Source organism: Streptomyces pathocidini, from assembly GCF_001418495.1.
GTDB lineage: Bacteria > Actinomycetota > Actinomycetes > Streptomycetales > Streptomycetaceae > Streptomyces > Streptomyces pathocidini.
On the sequence record NZ_LIQY01000101.1, the window covers coordinates 1 to 21,553 of the forward strand.

Consider the following 21,553-nt stretch of genomic DNA (forward strand, 5'->3'; position numbering starts at 1 on the left):
CGGAGACGGAGCACAGGTGAGGACGGGCACGACGGCCGAGGCAGGCGGCGAGACGGCGGCCAGCCCCGAGCTGGTGATCATCTCTGGCATGTCGGGGGCGGGCCGCAGCACCGCCGCCAAGTGCCTCGAGGACCTCGGCTGGTTCGTGGTCGACAACCTCCCGCCCGCCCTGATCCCCACCATGGTGGACCTGGGCGCCCGCTCGCAGGGCAACGTGGCCCGGATCGCCGTCGTCGTCGACGTACGCGGCCGCCGCTTCTTCGACAACCTCCGCGAGTCGCTGGCCGCCCTGGAGGCCAAGAGCGTCAAGCGCCGGGTGATCTTCCTGGAGGCCTCCGACGAGGCACTCGTCCGCCGCTTCGAGTCCGTGCGCCGCCCGCACCCGCTCCAGGGCTCCGGCCGCATCGTCGACGGCATCGCCGCCGAGCGCGACCTGCTGCGCGAACTGCGCGGCGACGCCGACCTGGTGATCGACACCTCCAGCCTCAACGTCCACGAACTGCGCGCCAAGCTCGACGCCCAGTTCGCCGGCGAGGAGGAACCCGAACTCCGCGCCACCGTGATGTCTTTCGGGTACAAGTACGGGCTCCCGGTTGACGCCGACCTCGTCGTCGACTGCCGCTTCCTGCCCAACCCGCACTGGGTCCCCGAGCTGCGCCCCTTCACCGGCGTCAACGAGGAAGTGGCCAACTACGTCTTCAACCAGCCCGGCGCCAAGGAGTTCCTGGACCGCTACGCCGAGCTGCTCCAGCTCATCGCGACCGGCTACCGCCGCGAGGGCAAGCGCTACGTGACCATCGCCGTCGGCTGCACCGGCGGCAAGCATCGCAGCGTCGCCATGTCCGAGAAGCTCGCCACCCGACTCGCCGCCGAAGGCGTCGAGACCGTCGTCGTCCACCGGGACATGGGGCGCGAGTGACACCGGGAAGGCCCTCGCGGCTGCGGGGAGTCCGCCGGCTGGTCCCGGAGCGCACCGGCTTCGCGACCGGCCGTACGACCCGGGCGGTGCGCCGGCGCGGCACCCAGCCCAAAGTGGTCGCGCTCGGCGGCGGCATGGGCCTGTCCGCCTCGCTCGCCGCGCTGCGCCGCATCACCGGCGACCTGACGGCCGTCGTCACCGTCGCCGACGACGGCGGCTCCAGCGGCCGGCTCCGCGACGAGCTGGGCGTCCTGCCGCCCGGCGACCTGCGCAAGGCGCTGGCCGCGCTGTGCGGCGACGACGAGTGGGGCCAGACCTGGGCCCGGGTCATCCAGCACCGCTTCGCCAGCGAGGGCGACCTGCACGGCCACGCCGTGGGCAACCTGCTGATCGTGGCCCTCTGGGAGCAGCTCGGCGACCACGTCGAGGCCCTGGAGTGGGTCGGCAGGCTGCTCGGCGCCCACGGCAGGGTGCTGCCCATGTCGGCGGTCCCGCTGGAACTCCAGGCGAAGGTCCGCGGCCACGACCCGGCCCGCCCCGGGGCGGTCACCACCGTCCGCGGCCAGGCCACCGTCGCACTGACCCGGGGCGAGGTGCAGTCCGTGCACCTGGTGCCGAACGACCCGCCCGCCGTCCCCGAGGCCGTCGAGGCGGTCCTCGACGCGGACTGGGTCGTCCTGGGGCCCGGCTCCTGGTTCTCCTCCGTGATCCCGCACCTTCTGGTGCCGGACCTGCTGGACGCGCTCGTGGAGACCAAGGCCCGCCGGGTCCTCTCCCTGAACCTCGCGCCGCAGCCCGGCGAAACCGAGGGCTTCTCACCGCAACGTCATTTGGAGGTTTTGGCCCGACACGCCCCTAAACTCGCCTTCGACGTGGTGCTGGCCGACGAGGCCGCCGTGCCCGACCGGGACAGTCTCACCGATGCCGCGGAGCAGCTCGGCGGGGCGGTCGAGCTGGCTCCGGTGGCCTCGCCCGACGGGCTCCCCAGGCACGATCCGGAGCTGTTGGCCGCCGCGTACGACCGTATTTTTCGGATGCATGGAAGGATCGGCCCATGGCGATGACGGCAGCGGTGAAGGATGAAATTTCCCGGCTCCCTGTCACCCGGACATGCTGCCGGAAGTCGGAGGTCTCGTCGATCCTGCGGTTCGCGGGCGGCCTGCACCTGGTGAGCGGCCGGATCGTGATCGAGGCCGAGCTGGACACCGGTATCGCGGCCCGGCGGCTGCGCAAGGACATCCTGGAGATCTTCGGCCACGCCTCGGACCTCGTGGTGATGGCCCCCGGCGGCCTGCGCCGCGGCAGCCGCTATGTCGTACGGGTGGTGGCAGGCGGTGACCAACTGGCGCGCCAGACCGGCCTGGTGGACGGCCGCGGCCGTCCCATCCGCGGACTGCCGCCGCAGGTCGTCTCGGGTGCGACCTGCGACGCCGAGGCCGCCTGGCGCGGCGCGTTCCTGGCGCACGGCTCGCTCACCGAGCCCGGCCGCTCCTCCTCCCTGGAGGTCACCTGCCCCGGCCCGGAGGCCGCGCTCGCCCTGGTCGGCGCGGCCCGCAGGCTCGGCATCGCGGCCAAGGCGCGCGAGGTGCGCGGCGTGGACCGGGTGGTCGTACGGGACGGGGACGCGATCGGCGCCCTGCTGACCCGGCTCGGCGCGCACGAGTCGGTGCTGGCCTGGGAGGAGCGGCGGATGCGGCGCGAGGTGCGCGCCACCGCCAACCGGCTCGCCAACTTCGACGACGCCAACCTGCGCCGCTCCGCGCGCGCCGCCGTCGCCGCGGGCGCGCGGGTGCAGCGGGCGCTGGAGATCCTGGCCGACGAGGTGCCCGAGCACCTGGCCGCCGCGGGCCGGCTGCGCATGGAGCACAAGCAGGCCTCGCTGGAGGAGCTGGGCGCGCTGGCCGACCCGCCGCTGACCAAGGACGCGGTCGCGGGCCGGATCCGGCGGCTGCTGGCGATGGCCGACAAGCGCGCACAGGACCTGGGCATCCCCGGCACCGAGTCCAACCTGAGCGAGGACCTGACCGAGGAGATGGCCGACGGCATGGCCGTCTGACGGCCCGCCCGGACGGCCGCGCGGCCCCCTTCCCGCCCGATGTCACCCGATGCGCCCGGGAGCGGTAGGGTCGGGGGTGGTCGGGGACATCCATTTACAGCTCGCCGGCGTCGCAACCGGCATACCAACGAGGAGATCGGTTCGTGACGATCCGCGTAGGCATCAACGGCTTCGGCCGTATCGGCCGCAACTACTTCCGGGCGCTCCTGGAGCAGGGTGCGGACATCGAGATCGTCGGTGTCAACGACCTGACCGACAACGCCACTCTGGTCCACCTGCTGAAGTACGACTCGATCCTGGGTCGTCTGAAGCAGGAGGTCAGCCACACCGACAACACCATCACGGTCGGCAACCAGACCTTCAAGACGATGGCCGAGCGCGACCCGGCGCAGCTGCCCTGGGGCGAGCTGGGTGCCGACATCGTGATCGAGTCCACCGGCATCTTCACCAAGCGCGAGGACGCCGCGAAGCACCTGGCCGCCGGCGCGAAGAAGGTGATCATCTCCGCGCCCGCCAAGGGCGAGGACATCACCATCGTGATGGGCGTCAACCAGGACAAGTACGACGCCGCCAACCACCACGTCATCTCCAACGCCTCCTGCACCACCAACTGCGTGGCGCCGATGGCCAAGGTGCTCGACGAGAGCTTCGGCATCGTCAAGGGCATGATGACGACGGTCCACGCGTACACCAACGACCAGCGCATCCTGGACTTCCCGCACTCCGACCTGCGCCGCGCCCGCGCCGCCGCGGAGAACATCATTCCGACCTCCACCGGTGCCGCCAAGGCCACCGCGCTGGTCCTCCCGCAGCTCAAGGGCAAGCTGGACGGCATCGCGATGCGCGTACCGGTCCCGACCGGCTCGGTCACCGACCTCGTCCTGGAGCTGGACCGTGAGGTCACCAGGGACGAGATCAACTCCGCCTTCCAGAAGGCCGCCGAGGGTCAGCTGAAGGGCATCCTGGAGTACACCGAGGACGCGATCGTCTCCTCCGACATCGTGAACTGGCCCGCCTCCTGCACCTTCGACTCGCAGCTGACGATGGTCCAGGGCAAGCAGGTCAAGGTCGTCGGCTGGTACGACAACGAGTGGGGCTACTCCAACCGCCTGGTGGACCTGACCACCTTCGTCGGCGGCCGGCTCTGATCTCGTAGAGATCCCGTAGAGCAGGCACCGCGATGTGAGCGACAGGGCTCGCGCAGCGCACAGCGCGCCGCACGAGCCCTGTCCCCGCTTTTGCGACAACCCGCCGCCACTCTCGCGGCCGTGGCAGGTCGCCGTCGGGGCCGCTCAACCGGTGGTTTCGGTGTCCCGTGAAGAGCTGGGTTGCTACTAGGAGTCCATATACATGAAGACGATCGATGACCTTCTGCGGGAGGACTTGGTCGCGGGCAGGCGGGTCTTCGTCCGCGCCGACCTGAACGTGCCGCTGGACGGCACCACCATCACCGACGACGGCCGGATCCGGGCCGTCCTGCCGACCATCGCCCGGCTCGCGGAGGCCGGCGCCAAGGTGGTCGTCGCCTCCCACCTCGGCCGCCCCAAGGGCGCGCCCGACCCGCAGTTCTCGCTCGCCCCGGCCGCCGAGCGGCTGGCCGAACTCCTCGGCAGGGACGTCGCGTTCGCGACCGACACGGTCGGCGAGTCGGCCCGCGCCACCGTCGGCGGGCTCGCCGACGGCCAGGTCGCGCTGCTGGAGAACCTGCGCTTCAACGCGGGCGAGACCAGCAAGGACGACAGCGAGCGCGGCGCCTTCGCCGACCAGTTGGCCACCCTGGCCGATGCCTACGTCGGCGACGGCTTCGGCGCCGTGCACCGCAAGCACGCCTCCGTCTACGACCTCCCGGCCCGCCTCCCGCACGCCGCGGGCGGTCTGATCGCCACCGAGGTCGGCGTCCTGAAGCAGCTCACCGAGGACGTCAAGCGGCCTTACGCGGTGGTGCTCGGCGGCGCCAAGGTCTCCGACAAGCTGGGGGTCATCGACCACCTCCTGGAGAAGGCCGACCGCATCCTCATCGGCGGCGGCATGGCGTACACCTTCCTCAAGGCCCTGGGCCACGAGGTGGGCATCTCGCTGCTCCAGCAGGACCAGGTCCCGGCCGTGCAGGCCTATCTGCGGCGGGCCGAGGAGCGCGGTGTGGAGTTCGTCCTCCCCGTGGACGTGCTGGTCTCCCCGGAGTTCCCGGACCTCAAGACCAAGGCACCCGCCAACCCGTCGGTCGTCGCCGCGGACGCCATCCCGGCCGACCAGGAGGGCCTGGACATCGGCCCCGAGACCCGCAAGCTGTACGCCTCGAAGCTCGCCGACGCGGCCACCGTCTTCTGGAACGGGCCGATGGGCGTCTTCGAGCACCCCGACTACGCCGAGGGCACCCGCGCGGTCGCCCAGGCCCTGCTGGACAGCCCGGCCTTCACCGTCGTCGGTGGCGGCGACTCGGCCGCGGCCGTCCGCAGCCTGGGCTTCGACGAGAGTGCATTCGGCCACATTTCGACCGGTGGCGGCGCGAGCCTCGAATACCTCGAGGGCAAGACGCTCCCCGGCCTCGCAGCACTGGAGGACTGACCCCGTGACATCCCGTACGCCGCTGATGGCGGGCAACTGGAAGATGAACCTCAACCACCTCGAGGCCATCGCCCACGTCCAGAAGCTCGCCTTCGCACTGACCGACAAGGACTACGAGGCCGTCGAGGTCGCCGTCCTGCCGCCGTTCACCGACCTGCGCTCGGTGCAGACCCTGGTCGACGGCGACAAACTGAAGATCGCCTACGGGGCCCAGGACCTGTCCGCGCACGACTCCGGCGCGTACACCGGCGAGGTCTCGGGCCCGATGCTGGCCAAGCTGAAGTGCACCTATGTGGCCATCGGCCACTCCGAGCGGCGCCAGTACCACGGCGAGGGCGAGGAGATCGTCAACGCCAAGGTCAAGGCCGCGTTCCGCAACGGCCTGACGCCGATCCTGTGCGTGGGCGAGGGCCTGGACGTCCGCAAGGCGGGCAACCAGGTCGCGCACACCCTCGCCCAGGTCGACGGCGCCCTGAAGGACGTGGAGGCCGAGCAGGCCGAGACGATCGTGATTGCGTACGAGCCGGTGTGGGCCATCGGCACCGGCGAGGTCGCCACGCCCGAGGACGCCCAGGAGGTTTGCGGGGCGATCCGCGGCCGGCTGGCCGAGCTCTACAGCCAGGAGCTGGCCGACAAGGTCCGCATCCAGTACGGCGGCTCGGTGAAGTCCGGGAACGTCGCGGCGATCATGGCGCAGCCCGATGTGGACGGCGCGCTGATCGGCGGCGCCGCGCTGGACGCCGATGAGTTCGTCAAGATCGTCCGCTTCCGCGACCAGTAGTGTCCGGGAGGGCTCCGATCCGCGGCCTGACCAGTGAGTAGGCCGTAAGGGGTTCTCCGTCGTACCCTGTCGGGGGTCGGTGTGGTGCGGACCGCAGGTCCGGCCGCCCGGCCCCCGTCGCCCGTCCGTCCCGTCATTGTCCGAGAGAGTTGGGTCCAGCCGTGATTGTAGGGTTCTCGATTGCCCTGATCGTCTTCAGCCTGCTGATGATGCTGCTGGTGCTGATGCACAAGGGGAAGGGCGGCGGTCTCTCCGACATGTTCGGCGGCGGCATGCAGTCCTCCGTCGGCGGTTCCTCGGTTGCCGAGCGCAACCTCGACCGGATCACCATCGTGGTCGGTCTGCTGTGGTTCGCGTGCATTGTCGCCCTTGGGCTGCTGATGAAGCTGGACGCCTGACCGCGGCCTTCTGACACACCGTCGCACGCGCCGCTTATCATGGGTTCGGCGTCCTCGGGAGCGGGGTGTAACTCCTGTCACTGGACGCGCGTTGGGCCTTACGTAGACTGGGGCGCCCGCGGCGAAGCGGACTGACGAAGCTTCGCGGCACCATCACGCAGGGAGTTACGACCGTGGCAAGTGGCAACGCGATCCGTGGAAGTCGGGTCGGAGCGGGGCCGATGGGTGAGGCCGAGCGGGGCGAGTCCGCGCCGCGCCTGCGCATCTCCTTCTGGTGCTCCAACGGGCACGAGACGGTGCCGAGCTTCGCCAGCGACGCGCAGATTCCCGAAACCTGGGACTGCCCGCGCTGCGGCTTCCCGGCGGGCAAGGACCGGGACAACCCGCCGGACCCGCCGCGCACCGAGCCCTACAAGACCCACCTCGCGTATGTGCGCGAGCGGCGCAGCGACGCCGACGGCGAGGCCATCCTCGCCGAGGCCCTCGCCAAGCTCCGCGGCGAGATCTGACACCAGCCCGACCGGGCCGTTGTCGGTGGTGGCCGTTACGGTTTCGATAGGTTGAGACCCGCAGCGGGGGCAACGCACGAGGAGAAGTGGGCTGGTGTCGGAGATGAACGCAGGAACCCGTACGAGGCTCGACCGTATGCCGCAGTGGAGCGCGCTCGCCGAGCACCGGGAGCGGCTGGGCGAGGTGTCGCTGCGCGGGCTGTTCGAGACCGATTCCGGGCGGAGCGAGCGGTACTCCCTGGACGTCGGGGACCTGCACCTGGACTACTCCAAGCATCTGGTCACCGACGAGACGCTGGCGCTGCTGCGCGACCTGGCCGCGGCGACCGGTGTGGCCGGACTGCGGGACGCCATGTTCCGCGGCGAGAAGATCAACATCACCGAGAACCGTGCCGTGCTCCACACCGCCCTGCGCGCCCCGCGCGACGCCGTCGTCGAGGTCGACGGCGAGAACGTGGTCCCCAAGGTGCACGCCGTGCTCGACAAGATGGCGGGCTTCGCCGACTCCGTCCGCTCCGGCAAGTGGGTCGGCTCCACCGGCCGGCGGATCCGCAACGTCGTCAACATCGGTATCGGCGGCTCGGATCTGGGCCCGGCCATGGCCTACGAGGCGCTGCGCCCCTTCACCGAGCGGTCGTTGACCTTCCGCTTCGTCTCCAACGTGGACGGCGCCGATCTGCACGAGGCGGTGCGGGACCTGGACCCGGCCGAGACGCTGTTCATCGTGGCCTCCAAGACCTTCACCACCATCGAGACGGTCACCAACGCGCTCTCCGCCCGTACGTGGCTGCTGGACGGGCTGGGCGGGGACGAAGCGGCCGTGCCGTTCCACTTCGTGGCGCTGTCCACGAACGCCGCCGAGGTGCAGAAGTTCGGCATCGACACGGAGAACATGTTCGAGTTCTGGGACTGGGTCGGCGGGCGCTACTCCTTCGACTCGGCCATCGGCCTCTCCCTGATGATCGCCATCGGCCCCGACCGCTTCCGCGAGCTGCTCGACGGCTTCCACCTCGTCGACGAGCACTTCCGCACCGCCCCGCCGGAGGCCAACGCCCCGCTGTTGCTGGGCCTGCTGGGCATTTGGTACGGCAACTTCCACGACGCGCAGTCCCACGCCGTGCTGCCCTACAGCCACTACCTCTCGAGGTTCACCGCCTACCTCCAGCAGCTCGACATGGAGTCCAACGGCAAGTCCGTGGACCGCGAGGGCAACCCGGTGCACTGGCAGACCGGCCCGGTCGTGTGGGGCACACCGGGCACCAACGGCCAGCACGCGTACTACCAGCTGCTGCACCAGGGCACGAAGACCATCCCGGCCGACCTCCTCGGCTTCGCCCGCCCCGTCGCGGAGCTGGGCCCCGAACTGGCCGCCCAGCACGACCTGCTGATGGCCAACCTGTTCGCCCAGGGCCAGGCGCTGGCCTTCGGCAAGACGGCCGAGGAGGTACGGGCCGAGGGCGTGGCGGAGGAGCAGGTGGCGCACCGCACCTTCCGCGGCAACCACCCCACGACCACGATCCTGGCGAAGGAGCTCAGCCCGTCCGTGCTGGGCCAGCTCATCGCGCTCTACGAGCACAAGGTGTTCGTCCAGGGCGCGGTGTGGAACATCGACTCCTTCGACCAGTGGGGGGTCGAGCTGGGCAAGGTCCTCGCCAAGCGGCTCGAACCCGCGGTCGGCGAGGGCGCGGAAGTACCGGGGCTTGACAGTTCGACTGCCGACCTGGTGGCCAAGTACCGCGCGTGGCGCGGCCGCTGAGCCCGCTCGCCCTACAACCCCGGAGGCCCGGGACGGCCAAGTCGTTCCCGGGCCTCGGGAGTTGCAGGGAACCGCTTGCGACCGCCGCGGCCGGCTGCGGGGGCTTTCCGTCAACAGCCCCCGACAGGGCGAACCGACCCGGGCCCCGCACCACGACGTGGTGCGGGGCCCGGTCCCGTAAGTCCGGCTACGGCGAAGCCGGCGGGTACAGCTCGCGCGGCAGGCCGGACGCCGCCGCGGCGTCCAGCAGCCACAACGTACGGCTGCGCCCGTACGCCCCGGCGGCCGGGGCCTGGACCTCGCCCGCGCCCGAGAGGGCGATCGCGGCGGCGTTCGCCTTGTCCTCGCCCGCCGCCAGCAGCCAGACCTCCCGCGCCGCCCGGATCGCGGGCAGCGTCAGCGAGATCCGGTTCGGCGGCGGCTTGGGCGCCCCGCGGACCCCGACGACCGTGAGCTCGGTCTCCCGGACGCCCGGCAGCTCGGGGAAGAGCGAGGCCACGTGCGTGTCCGGGCCGACGCCGAGCAGCAGCACGTCGAACGCCGGGACCGAGGCGTGGTTCTCCGGCTGTGCGGCGGCGGCCAGTTCGGCCGCGTACGCCTCGGCGGCGGCCTCCACGTCCGAGCCGTGCGGCCCGTCGGAGGGGGCCATCGCGTGCACCCGCGCGGGATCGAGCGGTACCGAGTCCAGCAGCGCCTTGTGGGCCTGTGTGACGTTGCGCTCCGGGTCGCCCTCGGGCAGGAACCGCTCGTCGCCCCACCACAGGTCGAGCCGCGACCAGTCGATCGCGTCGCGGGCCGGGGACTCCGCGAGCGCGGCCAGCAGGCCGTTGCCGTTCCGGCCGCCGGTGAGCACCACCGAGGCGGCGCCGCGGGCGGCCTGGGCGTCCACGATCTTCGTGATCAGCCGGGCCGCCGCAGCCCTGGCCATCAGCTCCTTGTCGCGGTGGACGACGACCTGAGGGGCGCTCACTCGGCGGGTGCCTTCCGGGCCTTGGGCTTGGCACCGGCGGTCTTCCCGGCAGCGGTGGTCTTGGCAGCGCCGGTCTTGGCAGCGGTGGTCTTCCGGGGAGCCTCCGCCGCGCTGCCGGCGCCGCCTGCCTCCGCGTCTGACGAAGCGTCCGACCGAGCGTCCGACGACGGTGGAACGCGCTCCTCCGCCACCTGCGAACCCAGCTTCGTGACCCCGAACTTGATCGCGGCCGCGTACATCTCGTCCGGATCCAGCCGCCGCAGCTCCTCCGCGATCAGCTCGGCGGTGTCCCGCCGGTTCAGTGCCACATGCCGGTCCGGCTGCCCCGGCATCGCCAGCTCCGCGAGCGAGCCGTTGTGCCGGTCCAGGCAGATGGTCCCGTCCTCGGTCTCCAGCCGTACGGCCGTGAGCCCGGGCCCGTCGGAGACCACGCGCTCCACCGGCACCCCGAGGCGGTCGGCGAGCCACATGCCGAGCAGTTCACTGCTCGGGTTGTACGCCTCGGCCTCGACCACCGCGGAGGTGATCTTCGAGTGGCGCTGGTCCAGCGCCGCGGCGAGCATGCTGCGCCACGGCGTGATCCGCGTCCAGGCCAGGTCGGTGTCGCCCGGGCTGTAGGTCTCGGCCCGCTGCCGGAGCGTGCCGACCGGGTCCTCGGTGGCCGCCGCGTCCGTGATCCGGCGCGCGGCCAGCTGGCCGAGCAGGTCCTCGACGGGGTTGTCCGGGGCCTCCTCCGGCCACCACACCACGACCGGCGCGTCCGGCAGCAGCAGCGGCAGGACCACCGAGTGGGCGTGGTTGGCCAGTTCGCCGTGCAGCCGCAGCAGCACGGTCTCGCCGCTGGTCTCGCCGCCGAGCCGCACCTCCGCGTCCAGCCGGGCCATCCGGCGGTCGCGGGGCGAACGCCCCGGCCGCTTGATGACGACCAGGGTCCGCGACGGGTGCTCCTTGGAGGCCTCGCGCGCGGCCTTCAGGGCGTCGTAGTGGTTCCCCTCGTCGGTGACGATGACGAGGGTGAGCACCATGCCGACGGCCGGAGTCCCCGTCGCCCGGCGGGCCTTGACGAGCGCGGCGTTGATCTGGCTGGACGTGGTCTCGGTGAGATCGATGTTCATGGCCGGCGCCAGCTCCGTCCGTCTCGTGCGAGCATCTCGTCCGCGGCCCTCGGGCCCCACGTACCGGCGGTGTACTGCTCGGGCTTGCCGTGCTTGTCCCAGTACGCCTCGATCGGGTCCAGGATCCGCCAGGACTGCTCGACCTCCTGGTGGCGGGGGAAGAGGTTGGCGTCCCCCAGCAGCACGTCGAGCAGCAGCCGCTCGTACGCCTCGGGGCTGGACTCGGTGAAGGACTCGCCGTACGCGAAGTCCATCGTCACGTCCCGGATCTCCATGGAGGTGCCGGGCACCTTGGAGCCGAACCGGATCGTGACGCCCTCGTCCGGCTGCACCCGGATGACCAGGGCGTTCTGCCCCAGCTCCTGGGTCTCGGCGGTGTCGAAGGGGGAGTGCGGGGCGCGCTGGAAGACCACCGCGATCTCCGTCACCCGGCGGCCGAGCCGCTTGCCGGTGCGCAGATAGAACGGGACACCCGCCCAGCGGCGGTTGTCGATCTCCAGCTTGATCGCGGCGTAGGCGTCGGTGCGCGAGCCGGAGTCGATGCCCTCCTCCTCGAGGTAGCCGAGCACCTCCTCGCCGCCCTGCCAGCCGTGCGCGTACTGGCCGCGCACGGTGTGCTTGCCCAGCTCCCGCGGCAGCTTGACCGCCTTGAGGACCTTGAGCTTCTCGGTGACCAGCGCCTTGGCGTCGAAGGAGGAGGGCTCCTCCATGGCCGTCAGCGCCAGCAGCTGGAGCAGGTGGTTCTGGATCACGTCGCGGGCCGCGCCGATGCCGTCGTAGTAGCCGGCCCGGCCGCCGATGCCGATGTCCTCGGCCATCGTGATCTGCACATGGTCGACGTACGACCGGTTCCACAGCGGCTCGAACATCGTGTTGGCGAAGCGCAGCGCCAGGATGTTCTGGACCGTCTCCTTGCCCAGGTAGTGGTCGATCCGGAACACGTCGGACGGCCGGAAGACCTGGTGGACGACCTGGTTGAGGTCCTGCGCGCTGGCCAGGTCGTGCCCGAAGGGCTTCTCGATGACCGCGCGGCGCCAGGAGTCCTCGGTGCCCTCCGACAGGCCGTGCTTCTTCAGCTGCTCCACGACCGTGGGGAAGAACTTCGGCGGTACGGACAGGTAGAAGGCGAAGTTGCCGCCCGTGCCGCGCGCCTTGTCCAGGTCCTGGATCGTGGTCTTGAGGTTCTCGAAGGCCTGGTGGTCGGAGAACTCGCCGGGCACGAAGCGGAAGCCCTCGGCCAGCTGCTGCCAGACCTCCTCGCGGAACGGGGTCCGCGCATGCTCCTTCACCGCGTCGTGCACGACCTGCGCGAAGTCCTCGTCCGCCCAGTCGCGGCGGGCGAAGCCGACCAGGGAGAACCCGGGCGGCAGCAGACCGCGGTTGGCCAGGTCGTAGACCGCGGGCATCAGCTTCTTACGGGACAGGTCGCCCGTGACGCCGAAGATGACCAGGCCGGACGGCCCCGCGATGCGCGGGAGCCGCCGGTCCTGGGCGTCACGCAGCGGATTGTCACCGCGTGCGGACATCGGGATCAATTCAGGCCTCCGAAGGAGCGAGGCGCCTGAGCTCCGCCTCGGTGGACTTCAGCAGGTCGTTCCAGGACGTCTCGAACTTGTCGACGCCCTCGTCCTCCAGCAGCTGCACGACCTCGTCGTAGTCGATGCCGAGGCCGGCGAGCGCCGCCAGGTCGGCCCTGGCCTGCTCGTAGGTGCCGCGCACCGTGTCACCGGTGATCCGGCCGTGGTCGCCGGTCGCGACGAGGGTGGCCTCCGGCATGGTGTTCACCGTGCCGGGCGCGACCAGCTCGTCGACGTACAGCGTGTCCTTGTACGCCTTGTCCTTGACGCCGGTGGAGGCCCACAGCGGGCGCTGCCGGTTGGCGCCGTCCCGCTCCAGGGCCGCCCAGCGGTCCGACCCGAAGACCTCTTCATAGGCCTCGTACGCCAGGCGGGCGTTGGCAAGGGCGGCCTTGCCGCGCAGCGCCGCGGCCTCCGGGGTGCCCTGGGCGTCCAGCCGCTTGTCGATCTCGGTGTCCACGCGGGAGACGAAGAACGAGGCGACCGACTGGATCTGCGAGAGGTCCAGGCCCGCGGCCTTGGCCCGCTCCAGACCGGTCAGGAAGGCGTCCATGACCGCGCGGTAGCGCTCCAGCGAGAAGATCAGCGTGACGTTGACACTGATGCCCTTGGAGATCACCTCGGTGATCGCCGGGAGGCCCGCCTTGGTGGCCGGGATCTTGATGAAGGTGTTCGGCCGGTCCACCAGCCAGGCCAGCTGCTTGGCCTCGGCGACCGTGGCGCGGGTCTCGTGCGCCAGGCGCGGGTCGACCTCGATGGAGACCCGGCCGTCCCGGCCGCCGGTCGCCTCGAACACCGGGCGCAGCACGTCGGCGGCGTCCCGGACGTCCGCCGTGGTGATCATGCGCAGGGCCTCCTCGACGGTGACCTTGCGGGCCGCGAGGTCGGCCAGCTGCTGGTCATAGCCCTGGCCGTCGGAGATCGCCTTCTGGAAGATCGAGGGGTTGGTGGTCACGCCGACCACGTACTGCTGGTCGATCAGCTCGGCGAGGTTGCCGGACGTGATGCGCCGCCGGGACAGGTCGTCCAGCCAGATCGCCACGCCCTCTTCGGAGAGGCGCTTGAGTGCGTCTGCCATGAGAAATGCATCTCCTACGTGTCGTATAGGTGCGTCAGCGACCGGCGGCCGACAGGGATTCCCGCGCGGCGGCCTCGACCGCGTCCGCGGTCAGGCCGAACTCGCGGAACAGGACCTTGTAGTCGGCGGAGGCGCCGAAGTGCTCCAGCGAGACGATCCGTCCGGCATCCCCGGTGTAACGGTGCCAGGTCAGGCCGATCCCGGCCTCGACGGCGACCCGCGCCCTCACCGACGGCGGCAGCACGCTGTCGCGGTACCCCTGGTCCTGCTCCTCGAACCACTCCACGGACGGCATCGAGACCACCCGGGTCGGCACGCCGGTGGCCTGGAGCCGCTCGCGCGCCGCGACGGCCAGCTGCACCTCGGAGCCGGTGGCGATCAGGATCACCTCGGGCGCCCCGCCCTCCGCCTCCATCAGCACGTAGCCGCCCTTGGCGGCGTCCTCGTCGAGCTCGTACGTCGGCACGTTCTGCCGGGTGAGGGCCAGCCCGTGCGGGGCGGGCCTGTCGGCGTGGCGGCGCAGGATCTCGCGCCAGGCGACGGCCGTCTCGTTGGCGTCGGCCGGGCGGACGACGTTCAGCCCCGGGATGGCGCGCAGCGCGGCCAGGTGCTCGACCGGCTGGTGGGTCGGGCCGTCCTCGCCGAGGCCGATCGAGTCGTGCGTCCAGACGTAGGTGACCGGCAGCTCCATGAGGGCGGCCAGGCGCACGGCGGGGCGCATGTAGTCGGAGAAGACCAGGAAAGTGCCGCCGTAGATACGGGTGTTGCCGTGCAGCGCGATGCCGTTCATGGTCGAGCCCATGGCGTGCTCGCGGATGCCGTAGTGCACGGTCCTGCCGTACGGGTTCGCCTCCGGCAGCGGGTTGCCCGCGGGCAGGAAGGACGAGGAGGCGTCGATCGTGGTGTTGTTGGAGCCCGCGAGGTCGGCCGAGCCGCCCCACAGCTCCGGCACCACACCGCCCAGCGCCTTGAGGACCTCGCCCGAGGCCTTGCGGGTGGCGACGTCCTTGCCGGCTTCGAAGAACGGGACCTTCTGCTGCCAGCCGTCGGGGAGTTCGCCCGCGCTGATCCGGTCGAACTCCGCTGCCCGCCGCGGGTTGGCGTCGCGCCACTCCTGGAGCTTCTTGTCCCAGGCGGAGTGCGCCTCGCGGCCGCGGTCCAAGGCTTTGCGGACGTGCTTGATGACGTCCTCGTCGACCTGGAAGTCCTGCTCCGGGTCGAAGCCCAGCACGCGCTTGGTGGCCGCGACCTCCTCGGCGCCCAGCGCCGAGCCGTGCGCCGCCTCGGTGTTCTGGGCGTGCGGGGCGGGCCAGGCGATGATCGAGCGGGCCGCGATGAAGGAGGGGCGCTCGGTTTCGGCGCGCGCCGCCCGCAGGGCCTCGTACAGGCCCTTGGGGTCGAGGTCGCCGTTGGGCAGCTGCGCCACGCGCTGGACGTGCCAGCCGTAGGACTCGTACCGCTTGAGGGTGTCCTCGGAGACGGCGGTCTCGGTGTCGCCCTCGATGGAGATGTGGTTGTCGTCCCACAGCAGCACCAGGTTGCCCAGCTTCTGGTGGCCCGCGAGCGAGGACGCCTCGGCCGAGATGCCCTCCTGGAGGCAGCCGTCACCGGCGATGACCCAGATCGTGTGGTCGAAGGGGGAGGTGCCGGGGGCCGCGTCGGGGTCGAACAGGCCGCGCTCGTAGCGGGCGGCCATCGCCATGCCCACGCCGTTGGCGACGCCCTGGCCGAGCGGGCCGGTGGTGGTCTCCACGCCGACCGTGTGCCCGTACTCGGGGTGCCCGGGGGTCTTGGAGCCCCAGGTGCGGAAGGCCTCGAGGTCCTCGAGCTCCAGGCCGTAACCGGCCATGTAGAGCTGGATGTACAGCGTCAGGCTGCTGTGCCCCGCGGAGAGGACGAACCGGTCGCGCCCCGCCCACCGGGCGTCGGACGGGTCGTGCCGCATCAGCTTCTGGAAGAGCAGGTACGCGGCGGGAGCCAGGCTCATGGCCGTGCCCGGGTGGCCGTTGCCGACCTTCTGCACGGAATCCATGGCCAGGACGCGGACGGTATCGACGGCCCGCTGGTCCAGTTCGGTCCACTCGAGATCTGTGGTGGTCGGCTTGGTGCTCACCCTGAGTCAGGGCTCCTCTCCACATGTCGAATGCCGGTGACGTCTGCACCGGGCGCTGTCGAGCCTACCTTCGGCCATCCGGCCCGCACTCCGGGGCGGGAGGACGCGGGCCCCGCGGCGCGGTTGAGGGGTTGACAACACGACCCACCCCCGCGAGGAACGGCGTATCGGCTGCGTCTAGAGTGGCGTGGTACGCGCAAGTCTTAACCGGGTGTTCTCTCCGGTGCTTGCTGGTCTGTGCCCGCGGCGCCAGCCGCTGAGGTCGCTATTCAGGGGTGTGCGTGACGGCCGTCGATTCCCGTCCTGCGGGGGTGTTCCAGGACAGTCCCGGTCACCGGCCGTTCGGGGCCCGTGCCAAGGGGTTCGTTGCGCTCACCAAGCCGCGCATCATCGAGCTGCTGCTGATCACCACGGTCCCGGTGATGTTCCTGGCCGAGCAGGGCGTGCCCAACCTGTGGCTGGTGCTCGCCACCTGCTTCGGCGGCTACCTCTCCGCGGGCGGTGCCAACGCGCTCAACATGTACATCGACCGCGACATCGACGCGCTGATGGACCGCACCTCCCAGCGGCCGCTGGTGACCGGTCTGATCTCGCCGCGCGAGGGCCTGGCCTTCGGCCTCGTGCTCGCCGCGGTCTCCACCCTCTGGTTCGGCCTGCTCGTCAACTGGCTGTCCGCCGCCCTCTCGCTCGGCGCGCTGCTCTTCTACGTCGTCGTCTACACGATGTGGCTCAAGCGGCGCACCGCGCAGAACATCGTCTGGGGCGGCATCGCCGGCTGCATGCCCGTCTTCATCGGCTGGTCCTCGGTGACCAACTCGGTCTCCTGGGCCGCGGTCGTCCTCTTCCTCGTCATGTTCTTCTGGACGCCGCCGCACTACTGGCCGCTGTCGATGAAGGTCAAGGAGGACTACGCGCGCGTGGGCGTGCCCATGCTCCCGGTGGTCGCCACGAACACGGTGGTCGCCCGGCAGATCGTCCTCTACAGCTGGGTCATGGTCGCCGTCTCGCTGACGCTGTGGCCGCTGGGCTACGTCGGCTGGTTCTACCCCGTGGTCGCCGCCCTGGCCGGCGCGTGGTGGCTCAGGGAGGCGCACGGGCTCCAGTCGCGCGCCAAGGCGGGGGCGGCAGGCGCCAAACTCAAGGAGATGCGCCTGTTCCACTGGTCCATCACCTATGTCTCGATCCTCTTCCTGGCCATCGCCGTCGACCCTTTCCTGAGGTAATTACCCGCAGGTAGGCTTGGCTTCATGGCAGAGAACCAGCAGGCGGACAAGACCGCGGCCAAGGCCGAAGCCCGTGCAGAGCGCACCGCGGCCCGACTGGCCAAGCGCATCGACCGGTTCGCCAAGAGCCACGGCGGAAGCGCCCAGGGACAGCTCGCCTACCTCGGCCAGACCGGCACCCGGATCGTCCTCGTCGCCGAGGACGGCACCTGGGGCGACCTCGTGGCCCCCGACCACACCACCGCGCGGCGCGCCGCCCGGAAGGCCGGGATCACCCTCCACGACTCCTTCGACGGCGACCTCGCCGCCAAGGTCCGCACCGGCCCGTACGAGTGGTCGCGCATGGCGGGCATCCAGGTCGGCGGCCCGAGCAACACCTGAGCCCTGCTGCGCCCGTTAGACCGTACGACGGTACGGACCTGAGGGGGCGCTGTGATCGAACTGCCATCGCTGGTGGACCAGCACTGCCATGGCGTGCTCCGCACGGAGCTGGGCCTCGGCACCTTCGAGGCCTACCTCACCCAGTCCGCGTCGCCCGCCGCGTCCGGCACGACCTTCTTCGACACCCAGACCGGCTTCGCGGTACGCCGCTGGTGCCCGCCGCTGCTCGGCCTCGAACCGCACTGCCCGCCCGCCACCTACCTGGCCCGCCGCCGCGAACTCGGCGTCCTGGAGGCGGGCAGACGGCTGCTGCGCTCCACCGGCATCGGCACCTACCTGGTCGACACCGGCATCGCCGGGGACCTCACCGCCCCCGCCGAACTCGCCGCCGCGGGCGACGCCCAGGCCCACGAGATCGTGCGCCTGGAGCTGTTGGCCGAGCAGGTCGCCGACACCTCGGGCACCGCCGACGGCTTCATGACCAACCTCGCCGAGGCGGTGCACGGCGCCGCGCAGAACGCCGTCGGCTTCACCTCCGTCGCCGGCTGCCGCCACGGGCAGGCGCTCGCGCCCGAGCCGCCGGGGCCGGGGGAGGTGCGCCGCCGCGCCGGGCGCTGGCTCTCCGGCCGCCGCGTGGGCGACCGCCTGGACGATCCGGTGCTGCTGCGGCACCTGCTGTGGACCGCCGTGGCCACCGGGCTGCCGCTCCAACTCCACGGCGGGGTGGGCGATCCCGAGCTGCGCATCGACCGTACGGACCCGATGCTGCTGGCCGACTTCGTACGGGCGACGGCCGGGCTCGGCACGGATCTGATCCTGCTGCACGGCTACCCGTACCACCGGCAGGCGGCCTATCTGGCCGACGTCTTCCCGCACGTTTACGCCGACTTGGGGCCCGCGCTGGCCCGCACCGGCCCCCGGGCCAGGACCGTGCTCGCGGAGGCTCTGGAGCTGGCGCCCTTCGGGAAGCTGTTGTTCTCCACGGGCGGCCACGGGGTGCCGGAGCTGCACGTGGTCGGTGCGCGGCTGTTCCACGAGGCGCTGGGGCGGCTACTGGGCGAGTGGGTGGCCGAGGGCGTGTGGTCGCGGCCGGACGCAGAGCGGGTCGCCGGGCTCATCGCCGCGGGCAACGCCCGGCGGGTGTACGGGCTGTCGGGCGGCCCGTCCTCAGACGGTCGCGGGGACCACTGAGCCCTCCTGGGCGGCCCGCCCCGGCAGGTCGCCTGGCTCGGCGACGGGGCGCTCGCGCAGCGAGAGCAGGATCCTCAGTACGGCGATCCACACCAGGGCGGAGCCCAGCATGTGGAGCCCGACCAGGATCTCGGGCAGGTCGGTGAAGTATTGGACGTAGCCGATGACTCCCTGGGCCAGCAGCACCAGCAGCAGTTCGCGGGTGCGGCGCAGCGGCCCCTCGGGGGCGTCGACGGCCTTCAGCACGAGCCACAGGACGACGGTGAGCAGGACGACGATCCAGGCCGTGACGGCGTGGACCTCGGCCACCAGCTTGAAGTCCTGGAACATCCGGGGTACTTCGCTGTTGTCGCCCGGGTGCGGCCCGGACCCGGTGACCACGGTGCCCGCGGCGATCAGCAGCCCGGCGGCGGCGGTGAGCACCTGCGCCAGCTGCCTGACCGACCTGCCGATGAGCGGACGCGGCCCCGCGTCGCCCTCGCGGGACCGCAGCCAGGTCAGCGTCGCGACCGTGAGCAGCGCCCCGGCGAGCAGGAAGTGCCCGGCCACGGTGTACGGGTTGAGCCCGGTGAGCACGGTGACCCCGCCGATCACGGCGTTGCCCACGACCACCCAGAACTGCGACCAGGCCAGCCGCGACAGCCCGCGCGTCGGCCGCTTCGCGGCCCGCACCGTGATGATCGCCCAGCCGACGGCCGCGCACAGCACGTAGGTCAGCATCCGGTTGCCGAACTCGATCGCGCCGTGGATGCCCATCTCGGAGGTCGCGATCAGGCTGTCGTCCGTGCACTTGGGCCAGGTGTCGCAGCCGAGCCCGGAGCCGGTGAGACGGACCGCCCCGCCGGTGACGATGATGAACACGCTCATCAGCAGCGCGGTGAACGTGGCGCGCTCCACGGTGCGCTGGGACGGCGTCCAGCGGGCGGCGATGTACGCGATGGGATTGCGCGCGGCTTCGAGCAGATTCAACACGGCGTCTATCGTAGGCGGCGGCTTGTGCAAGTTTTCACGAGGGGTCCTGAAGGCCTGCCTGCCTCGGAGGTGTCACCTCCGCTCGGCGTGTCACTCCCACTTGAAGAAGCGGGCCGCCGCGCCCAGGCCGAGCACGGCCCATACGGCGAGGATCCCCACGTCCCCCCAGGGAACCCCGGCCCCGTGCTGGAGCACGTCCCGCAACCCGTCCGAGAGCGCCGCGATGGGCAGCAGCCCGAGCACGCTCTGCGCCGCGTCCGGGAACCGGTCCAGCGGTACGAGGACGCCGCCGCCGACCAGGAGGAGCAGGAAGACCAGGTTGGCGGCGGCCAGCGTCGCCTCCGCCTTGAGGGTGCCCGCCATCAGCAGGCCGAGGCCCGAGAAGGCCGCCGTGCCCAGGAGGAGGAGAAGCAGTACGGCGGGGGGGTTGCCGTGCGGGGACCAGCCCAGGGCGAGGGCGACCACCGTCAGCAGGGCGATCTGCAGCACCTCGGTGACCAGGACGGACCCGGTCTTGGCGGTCATCAGCGCCCACCGCGGCATGGGCGAGGCACCGAGCCGCTTCAGTACCCCGTACCGCCGCTCGAAGCCGGTGGCGATGGCCTGGCCGGTGAAGGCCGTGGACATCACGGCGAGCGCCAGGACGCCGGGGGCCAGGAAGTCCACGGCCCGGCCCGGGCCCGTGTCGACGATGTCGACCACGCTGAACAGGGTCAGCAGCAGGGTCGGGATGACGACCGTCAGCAGCAGCTGCTCGCCGTTGCGCAGCAGCAGCCGGGTCTCCAGGGCGGTCTGCGCAGCGAGCATGCGGCCCAGAGGCGCGCGGCCGGGCTTGGGGGCGTACGTGCCGGTGGCGGTCATGCGCGCGGCTCCTCGCCGGTCGGCTCCAGGCTGTGTCCTCCACGGGGGCAGTCCCCGGACTCCTGGCAGGTGTCGGTCTGGCCGCGCGTCACCGTCGCAGCTCCTTCCCCGTCAGCTCCAAGAACACGTCCTCCAGGGTGTGTCGTTCGACCGAGATCCGGTCCGGCAGCACGCCGTGCTGGGCGCACCAGGAGGTGACGGTGGCCAGCAGCTGCGGGTCGATCTTTCCGGTGACGCGGTACGTGCCGGCGGTCAGCTCGGCGGCCGCGGAGTCGGAGGGCAGCGCCTTGAGGAGCGCGCCCAGGTCCAGGCCTGGCCGGCCGGTGAAGCGCAGTGTGTTCTCGGCCCCGCCCCGGCACAGCTCCTCGGGGCTGCCCTGGGCGGCGACCCGGCCGCCGTCGATGATCGCGACGTCGTCCGCGAGCTGCTCGGCCTCGTCCATGTAGTGGGTGGTGAGGACGACCGTCACGCCGTCCGCGCGCAGCTCGCGGACCAGGTCCCAGGTGGCGTGCCGGGCCTGGGGGTCGAGTCCGGCGGTGGGCTCGTCGAGGAAGACCAGCTCGGGCCGGCCGACGACGGCCATCGCGAGGGCGAGCCGCTGCTGCTGGCCGCCGGAGAGCCGCCGGTAGGTCGTACGGCCGCAACTGCCGAGCCCCAGCCGCTCGATGAGCGGCTCCACGTCCACGGGGTGGGCGTGCAGCCGTGCGGTGTGGCGCAGCATCTCCTCCGCGCGGGCGCCCGGGTAGACCCCGCCGGACTGGAGCATCACGCCGATCCGCGGGCGCAGGGCCGCGGCGTCGGCCACCGGGTCGAGGCCGAGGACCCGCACGGTGCCGGCGTCCGGCCGCCGGTAGCCTTCGCAGGTCTCGACGGTCGTGGTCTTCCCGGCGCCGTTGGGGCCGAGGANNCGCCACGACGGACAGGTCGAGGCCGTCGACGGCGGTTTTCGGGCCGTACCGCTTGACCAGGCCGCGGACCTGGACTGCGGGCTCTCGGTCGGGGGTGCGGCACATGCCGGGCAGTCTACGAAGGGGCGGCAGGGCCTTGAGACCAGGGGCCGGACCGGGCTGGGGGACCGGCTGGGGGAC

General features: G+C 71.5%; 20 protein-coding genes and 1 pseudogene. 12 read left to right on the top strand and 9 right to left on the bottom strand.

All coding sequences use genetic code 11. The annotated features are described in order from the left end of the window. From rapZ to pgi, 9 genes are all read left to right on the top strand, one after another. Positions 1-919: RNase adapter RapZ (rapZ, locus tag AOK16_RS06605; protein WP_055471302.1), on the top strand; the 919-nt coding region annotated here is incomplete at its 5' end. Further along, positions 916-1,983, top strand: a complete 1,068-nt coding sequence (locus AOK16_RS06610; RefSeq protein ID WP_055471286.1) for a gluconeogenesis factor YvcK family protein — start codon at positions 916-918, stop codon at positions 1,981-1,983. The genes rapZ and AOK16_RS06610, both read left to right, overlap by 4 nt. Continuing rightward, positions 1,974-2,975, top strand: coding sequence for a DNA-binding protein WhiA (whiA, locus tag AOK16_RS06615; protein WP_055471287.1), 1,002 nt, complete (start codon positions 1,974-1,976; stop codon positions 2,973-2,975). The genes AOK16_RS06610 and whiA overlap by 10 nt, the downstream gene beginning before the upstream one ends. 143 nt (positions 2,976-3,118) lie before the next feature. Beyond that, positions 3,119-4,123: a type I glyceraldehyde-3-phosphate dehydrogenase gene (gene gap / locus AOK16_RS06620; RefSeq protein ID WP_055471288.1), complete on the top strand. Its 1,005-nt coding sequence runs from the start codon at positions 3,119-3,121 to the stop codon at positions 4,121-4,123. A gap of 202 nt (positions 4,124-4,325) precedes the next feature. After that, positions 4,326-5,540 (top strand): phosphoglycerate kinase, encoded by a 1,215-nt coding sequence (locus AOK16_RS06625; RefSeq protein WP_055471289.1) that lies wholly within the window; start codon positions 4,326-4,328, stop codon positions 5,538-5,540. A gap of 4 nt (positions 5,541-5,544) precedes the next feature. Then, positions 5,545-6,321, top strand: coding sequence for a triose-phosphate isomerase (gene tpiA / locus AOK16_RS06630; protein WP_055471290.1), 777 nt, complete (start codon positions 5,545-5,547; stop codon positions 6,319-6,321). 161 nt (positions 6,322-6,482) lie between these two features. Then, on the top strand, positions 6,483-6,719 hold the full coding sequence (gene secG / locus AOK16_RS06635) for a preprotein translocase subunit SecG (RefSeq protein ID WP_055471291.1): 237 nt from the start codon (positions 6,483-6,485) through the stop codon (positions 6,717-6,719). Between the two features lie 173 nt (positions 6,720-6,892). Further along, positions 6,893-7,228, top strand: coding sequence for an RNA polymerase-binding protein RbpA (locus AOK16_RS06640; RefSeq protein WP_079101126.1), 336 nt, complete (start codon positions 6,893-6,895; stop codon positions 7,226-7,228). Between the two features lie 103 nt (positions 7,229-7,331). Beyond that, positions 7,332-8,984 carry a glucose-6-phosphate isomerase gene (gene pgi / locus AOK16_RS06645; RefSeq protein ID WP_055471303.1) on the top strand — a complete coding sequence of 551 codons (1,653 nt, stop codon included), beginning with the start codon at positions 7,332-7,334 and terminating at the stop codon, positions 8,982-8,984. 187 nt (positions 8,985-9,171) lie between these two features. On the opposite strand, the gene pgl is transcribed toward pgi, so the two are convergent. From pgl to tkt, 5 genes are read right to left on the bottom strand one after another with little or no spacing between them, the layout of a single operon-like run. Continuing rightward, on the bottom strand, positions 9,172-9,912 hold the full coding sequence (pgl, locus tag AOK16_RS06650) for a 6-phosphogluconolactonase (protein ID WP_240483412.1): 741 nt from the start codon (positions 9,910-9,912) through the stop codon (positions 9,172-9,174). A 38-nt stretch (positions 9,913-9,950) separates the two neighbouring features. Continuing rightward, a complete protein-coding gene (gene opcA / locus AOK16_RS06655) occupies positions 9,951-11,069 on the bottom strand; it encodes a glucose-6-phosphate dehydrogenase assembly protein OpcA (protein WP_055471294.1) in 1,119 nt (372 codons plus the stop codon). Then, a complete protein-coding gene (gene zwf / locus AOK16_RS06660) occupies positions 11,066-12,595 on the bottom strand; it encodes a glucose-6-phosphate dehydrogenase (RefSeq protein ID WP_055471304.1) in 1,530 nt (509 codons plus the stop codon). Before zwf ends, opcA begins: the two co-directional genes overlap by 4 nt. A gap of 10 nt (positions 12,596-12,605) precedes the next feature. Next, positions 12,606-13,724: a transaldolase gene (gene tal, locus AOK16_RS06665; RefSeq protein WP_055471295.1), complete on the bottom strand. Its 1,119-nt coding sequence runs from the start codon at positions 13,722-13,724 to the stop codon at positions 12,606-12,608. A gap of 34 nt (positions 13,725-13,758) precedes the next feature. Then, positions 13,759-15,837: a transketolase gene (tkt, locus tag AOK16_RS06670; RefSeq protein WP_055471296.1), complete on the bottom strand. Its 2,079-nt coding sequence runs from the start codon at positions 15,835-15,837 to the stop codon at positions 13,759-13,761. A gap of 275 nt (positions 15,838-16,112) precedes the next feature. Here tkt and AOK16_RS06675 point away from each other — a divergent pair, with 275 nt between their 5' ends. From AOK16_RS06675 to AOK16_RS06685, 3 genes are read left to right on the top strand one after another with little or no spacing between them, the layout of a single operon-like run. After that, positions 16,113-17,060 carry a heme o synthase gene (locus AOK16_RS06675; RefSeq protein ID WP_055471297.1) on the top strand — a complete coding sequence of 316 codons (948 nt, stop codon included), beginning with the start codon at positions 16,113-16,115 and terminating at the stop codon, positions 17,058-17,060. A gap of 24 nt (positions 17,061-17,084) precedes the next feature. Next, positions 17,085-17,441: a hypothetical protein gene (locus tag AOK16_RS06680; RefSeq protein WP_055471298.1), complete on the top strand. Its 357-nt coding sequence runs from the start codon at positions 17,085-17,087 to the stop codon at positions 17,439-17,441. Positions 17,442-17,492: 51 nt separating this feature from the next. Beyond that, positions 17,493-18,632 (top strand): amidohydrolase family protein, encoded by a 1,140-nt coding sequence (locus AOK16_RS06685; RefSeq protein WP_055471299.1) that lies wholly within the window; start codon positions 17,493-17,495, stop codon positions 18,630-18,632. On the opposite strand, the gene AOK16_RS06690 is transcribed toward AOK16_RS06685, so the two are convergent. The 4 genes and pseudogenes from AOK16_RS06690 to AOK16_RS28010 all read right to left on the bottom strand — a co-directional run. After that, complete coding sequence (locus AOK16_RS06690) at positions 18,609-19,604, bottom strand: COX15/CtaA family protein (RefSeq protein ID WP_055471300.1); 996 nt, start codon at positions 19,602-19,604, stop codon at positions 18,609-18,611. The genes AOK16_RS06685 and AOK16_RS06690 overlap by 24 nt on opposite strands. Positions 19,605-19,694: 90 nt before the next feature. Next, the gene (locus tag AOK16_RS06695) at positions 19,695-20,465 is read right to left on the bottom strand and encodes an ABC transporter permease (protein WP_055471301.1); all 771 of its coding nucleotides are present in this window, start codon (positions 20,463-20,465) and stop codon (positions 19,695-19,697) included. A gap of 88 nt (positions 20,466-20,553) precedes the next feature. Continuing rightward, positions 20,554-21,371: ABC transporter ATP-binding protein (locus AOK16_RS06700; protein ID WP_240483410.1), on the bottom strand; the 818-nt coding region annotated here is incomplete at its 5' end. A gap of 2 nt (positions 21,372-21,373) precedes the next feature. After that, a pseudogene (locus AOK16_RS28010) lies at positions 21,374-21,478 on the bottom strand (ABC transporter ATP-binding protein); the annotation flags it as partial. Positions 21,479-21,553: the final 75 nt, after the last annotated feature.

Bases quoted from the DNA above. Each gene is read 5' to 3' on its own strand.
- whiA (WP_055471287.1), top strand. From the start codon at position 1,974: ATGGCGATGACGGCAGCGGTGAAGGATGAAATTTCCCGGCTCCCTGTC.
- AOK16_RS06625 (WP_055471289.1), top strand. From the start codon at position 4,326: ATGAAGACGATCGATGACCTTCTGCGGGAGGACTTGGTCGCGGGCAGG.
- pgi (WP_055471303.1), top strand. From the start codon at position 7,332: ATGAACGCAGGAACCCGTACGAGGCTCGACCGTATGCCGCAGTGGAGC.
- pgl (WP_240483412.1), bottom strand. From the start codon at position 9,912: ATGGCCAGGGCTGCGGCGGCCCGGCTGATCACGAAGATCGTGGACGCC.
- opcA (WP_055471294.1), bottom strand. From the start codon at position 11,069: ATGAACATCGATCTCACCGAGACCACGTCCAGCCAGATCAACGCCGCG.
- zwf (WP_055471304.1), bottom strand. From the start codon at position 12,595: ATGTCCGCACGCGGTGACAATCCGCTGCGTGACGCCCAGGACCGGCGG.
- tal (WP_055471295.1), bottom strand. From the start codon at position 13,724: ATGGCAGACGCACTCAAGCGCCTCTCCGAAGAGGGCGTGGCGATCTGG.
- AOK16_RS06680 (WP_055471298.1), top strand. From the start codon at position 17,085: ATGGCAGAGAACCAGCAGGCGGACAAGACCGCGGCCAAGGCCGAAGCC.
- AOK16_RS06695 (WP_055471301.1), bottom strand. From the start codon at position 20,465: ATGACCGCCACCGGCACGTACGCCCCCAAGCCCGGCCGCGCGCCTCTG.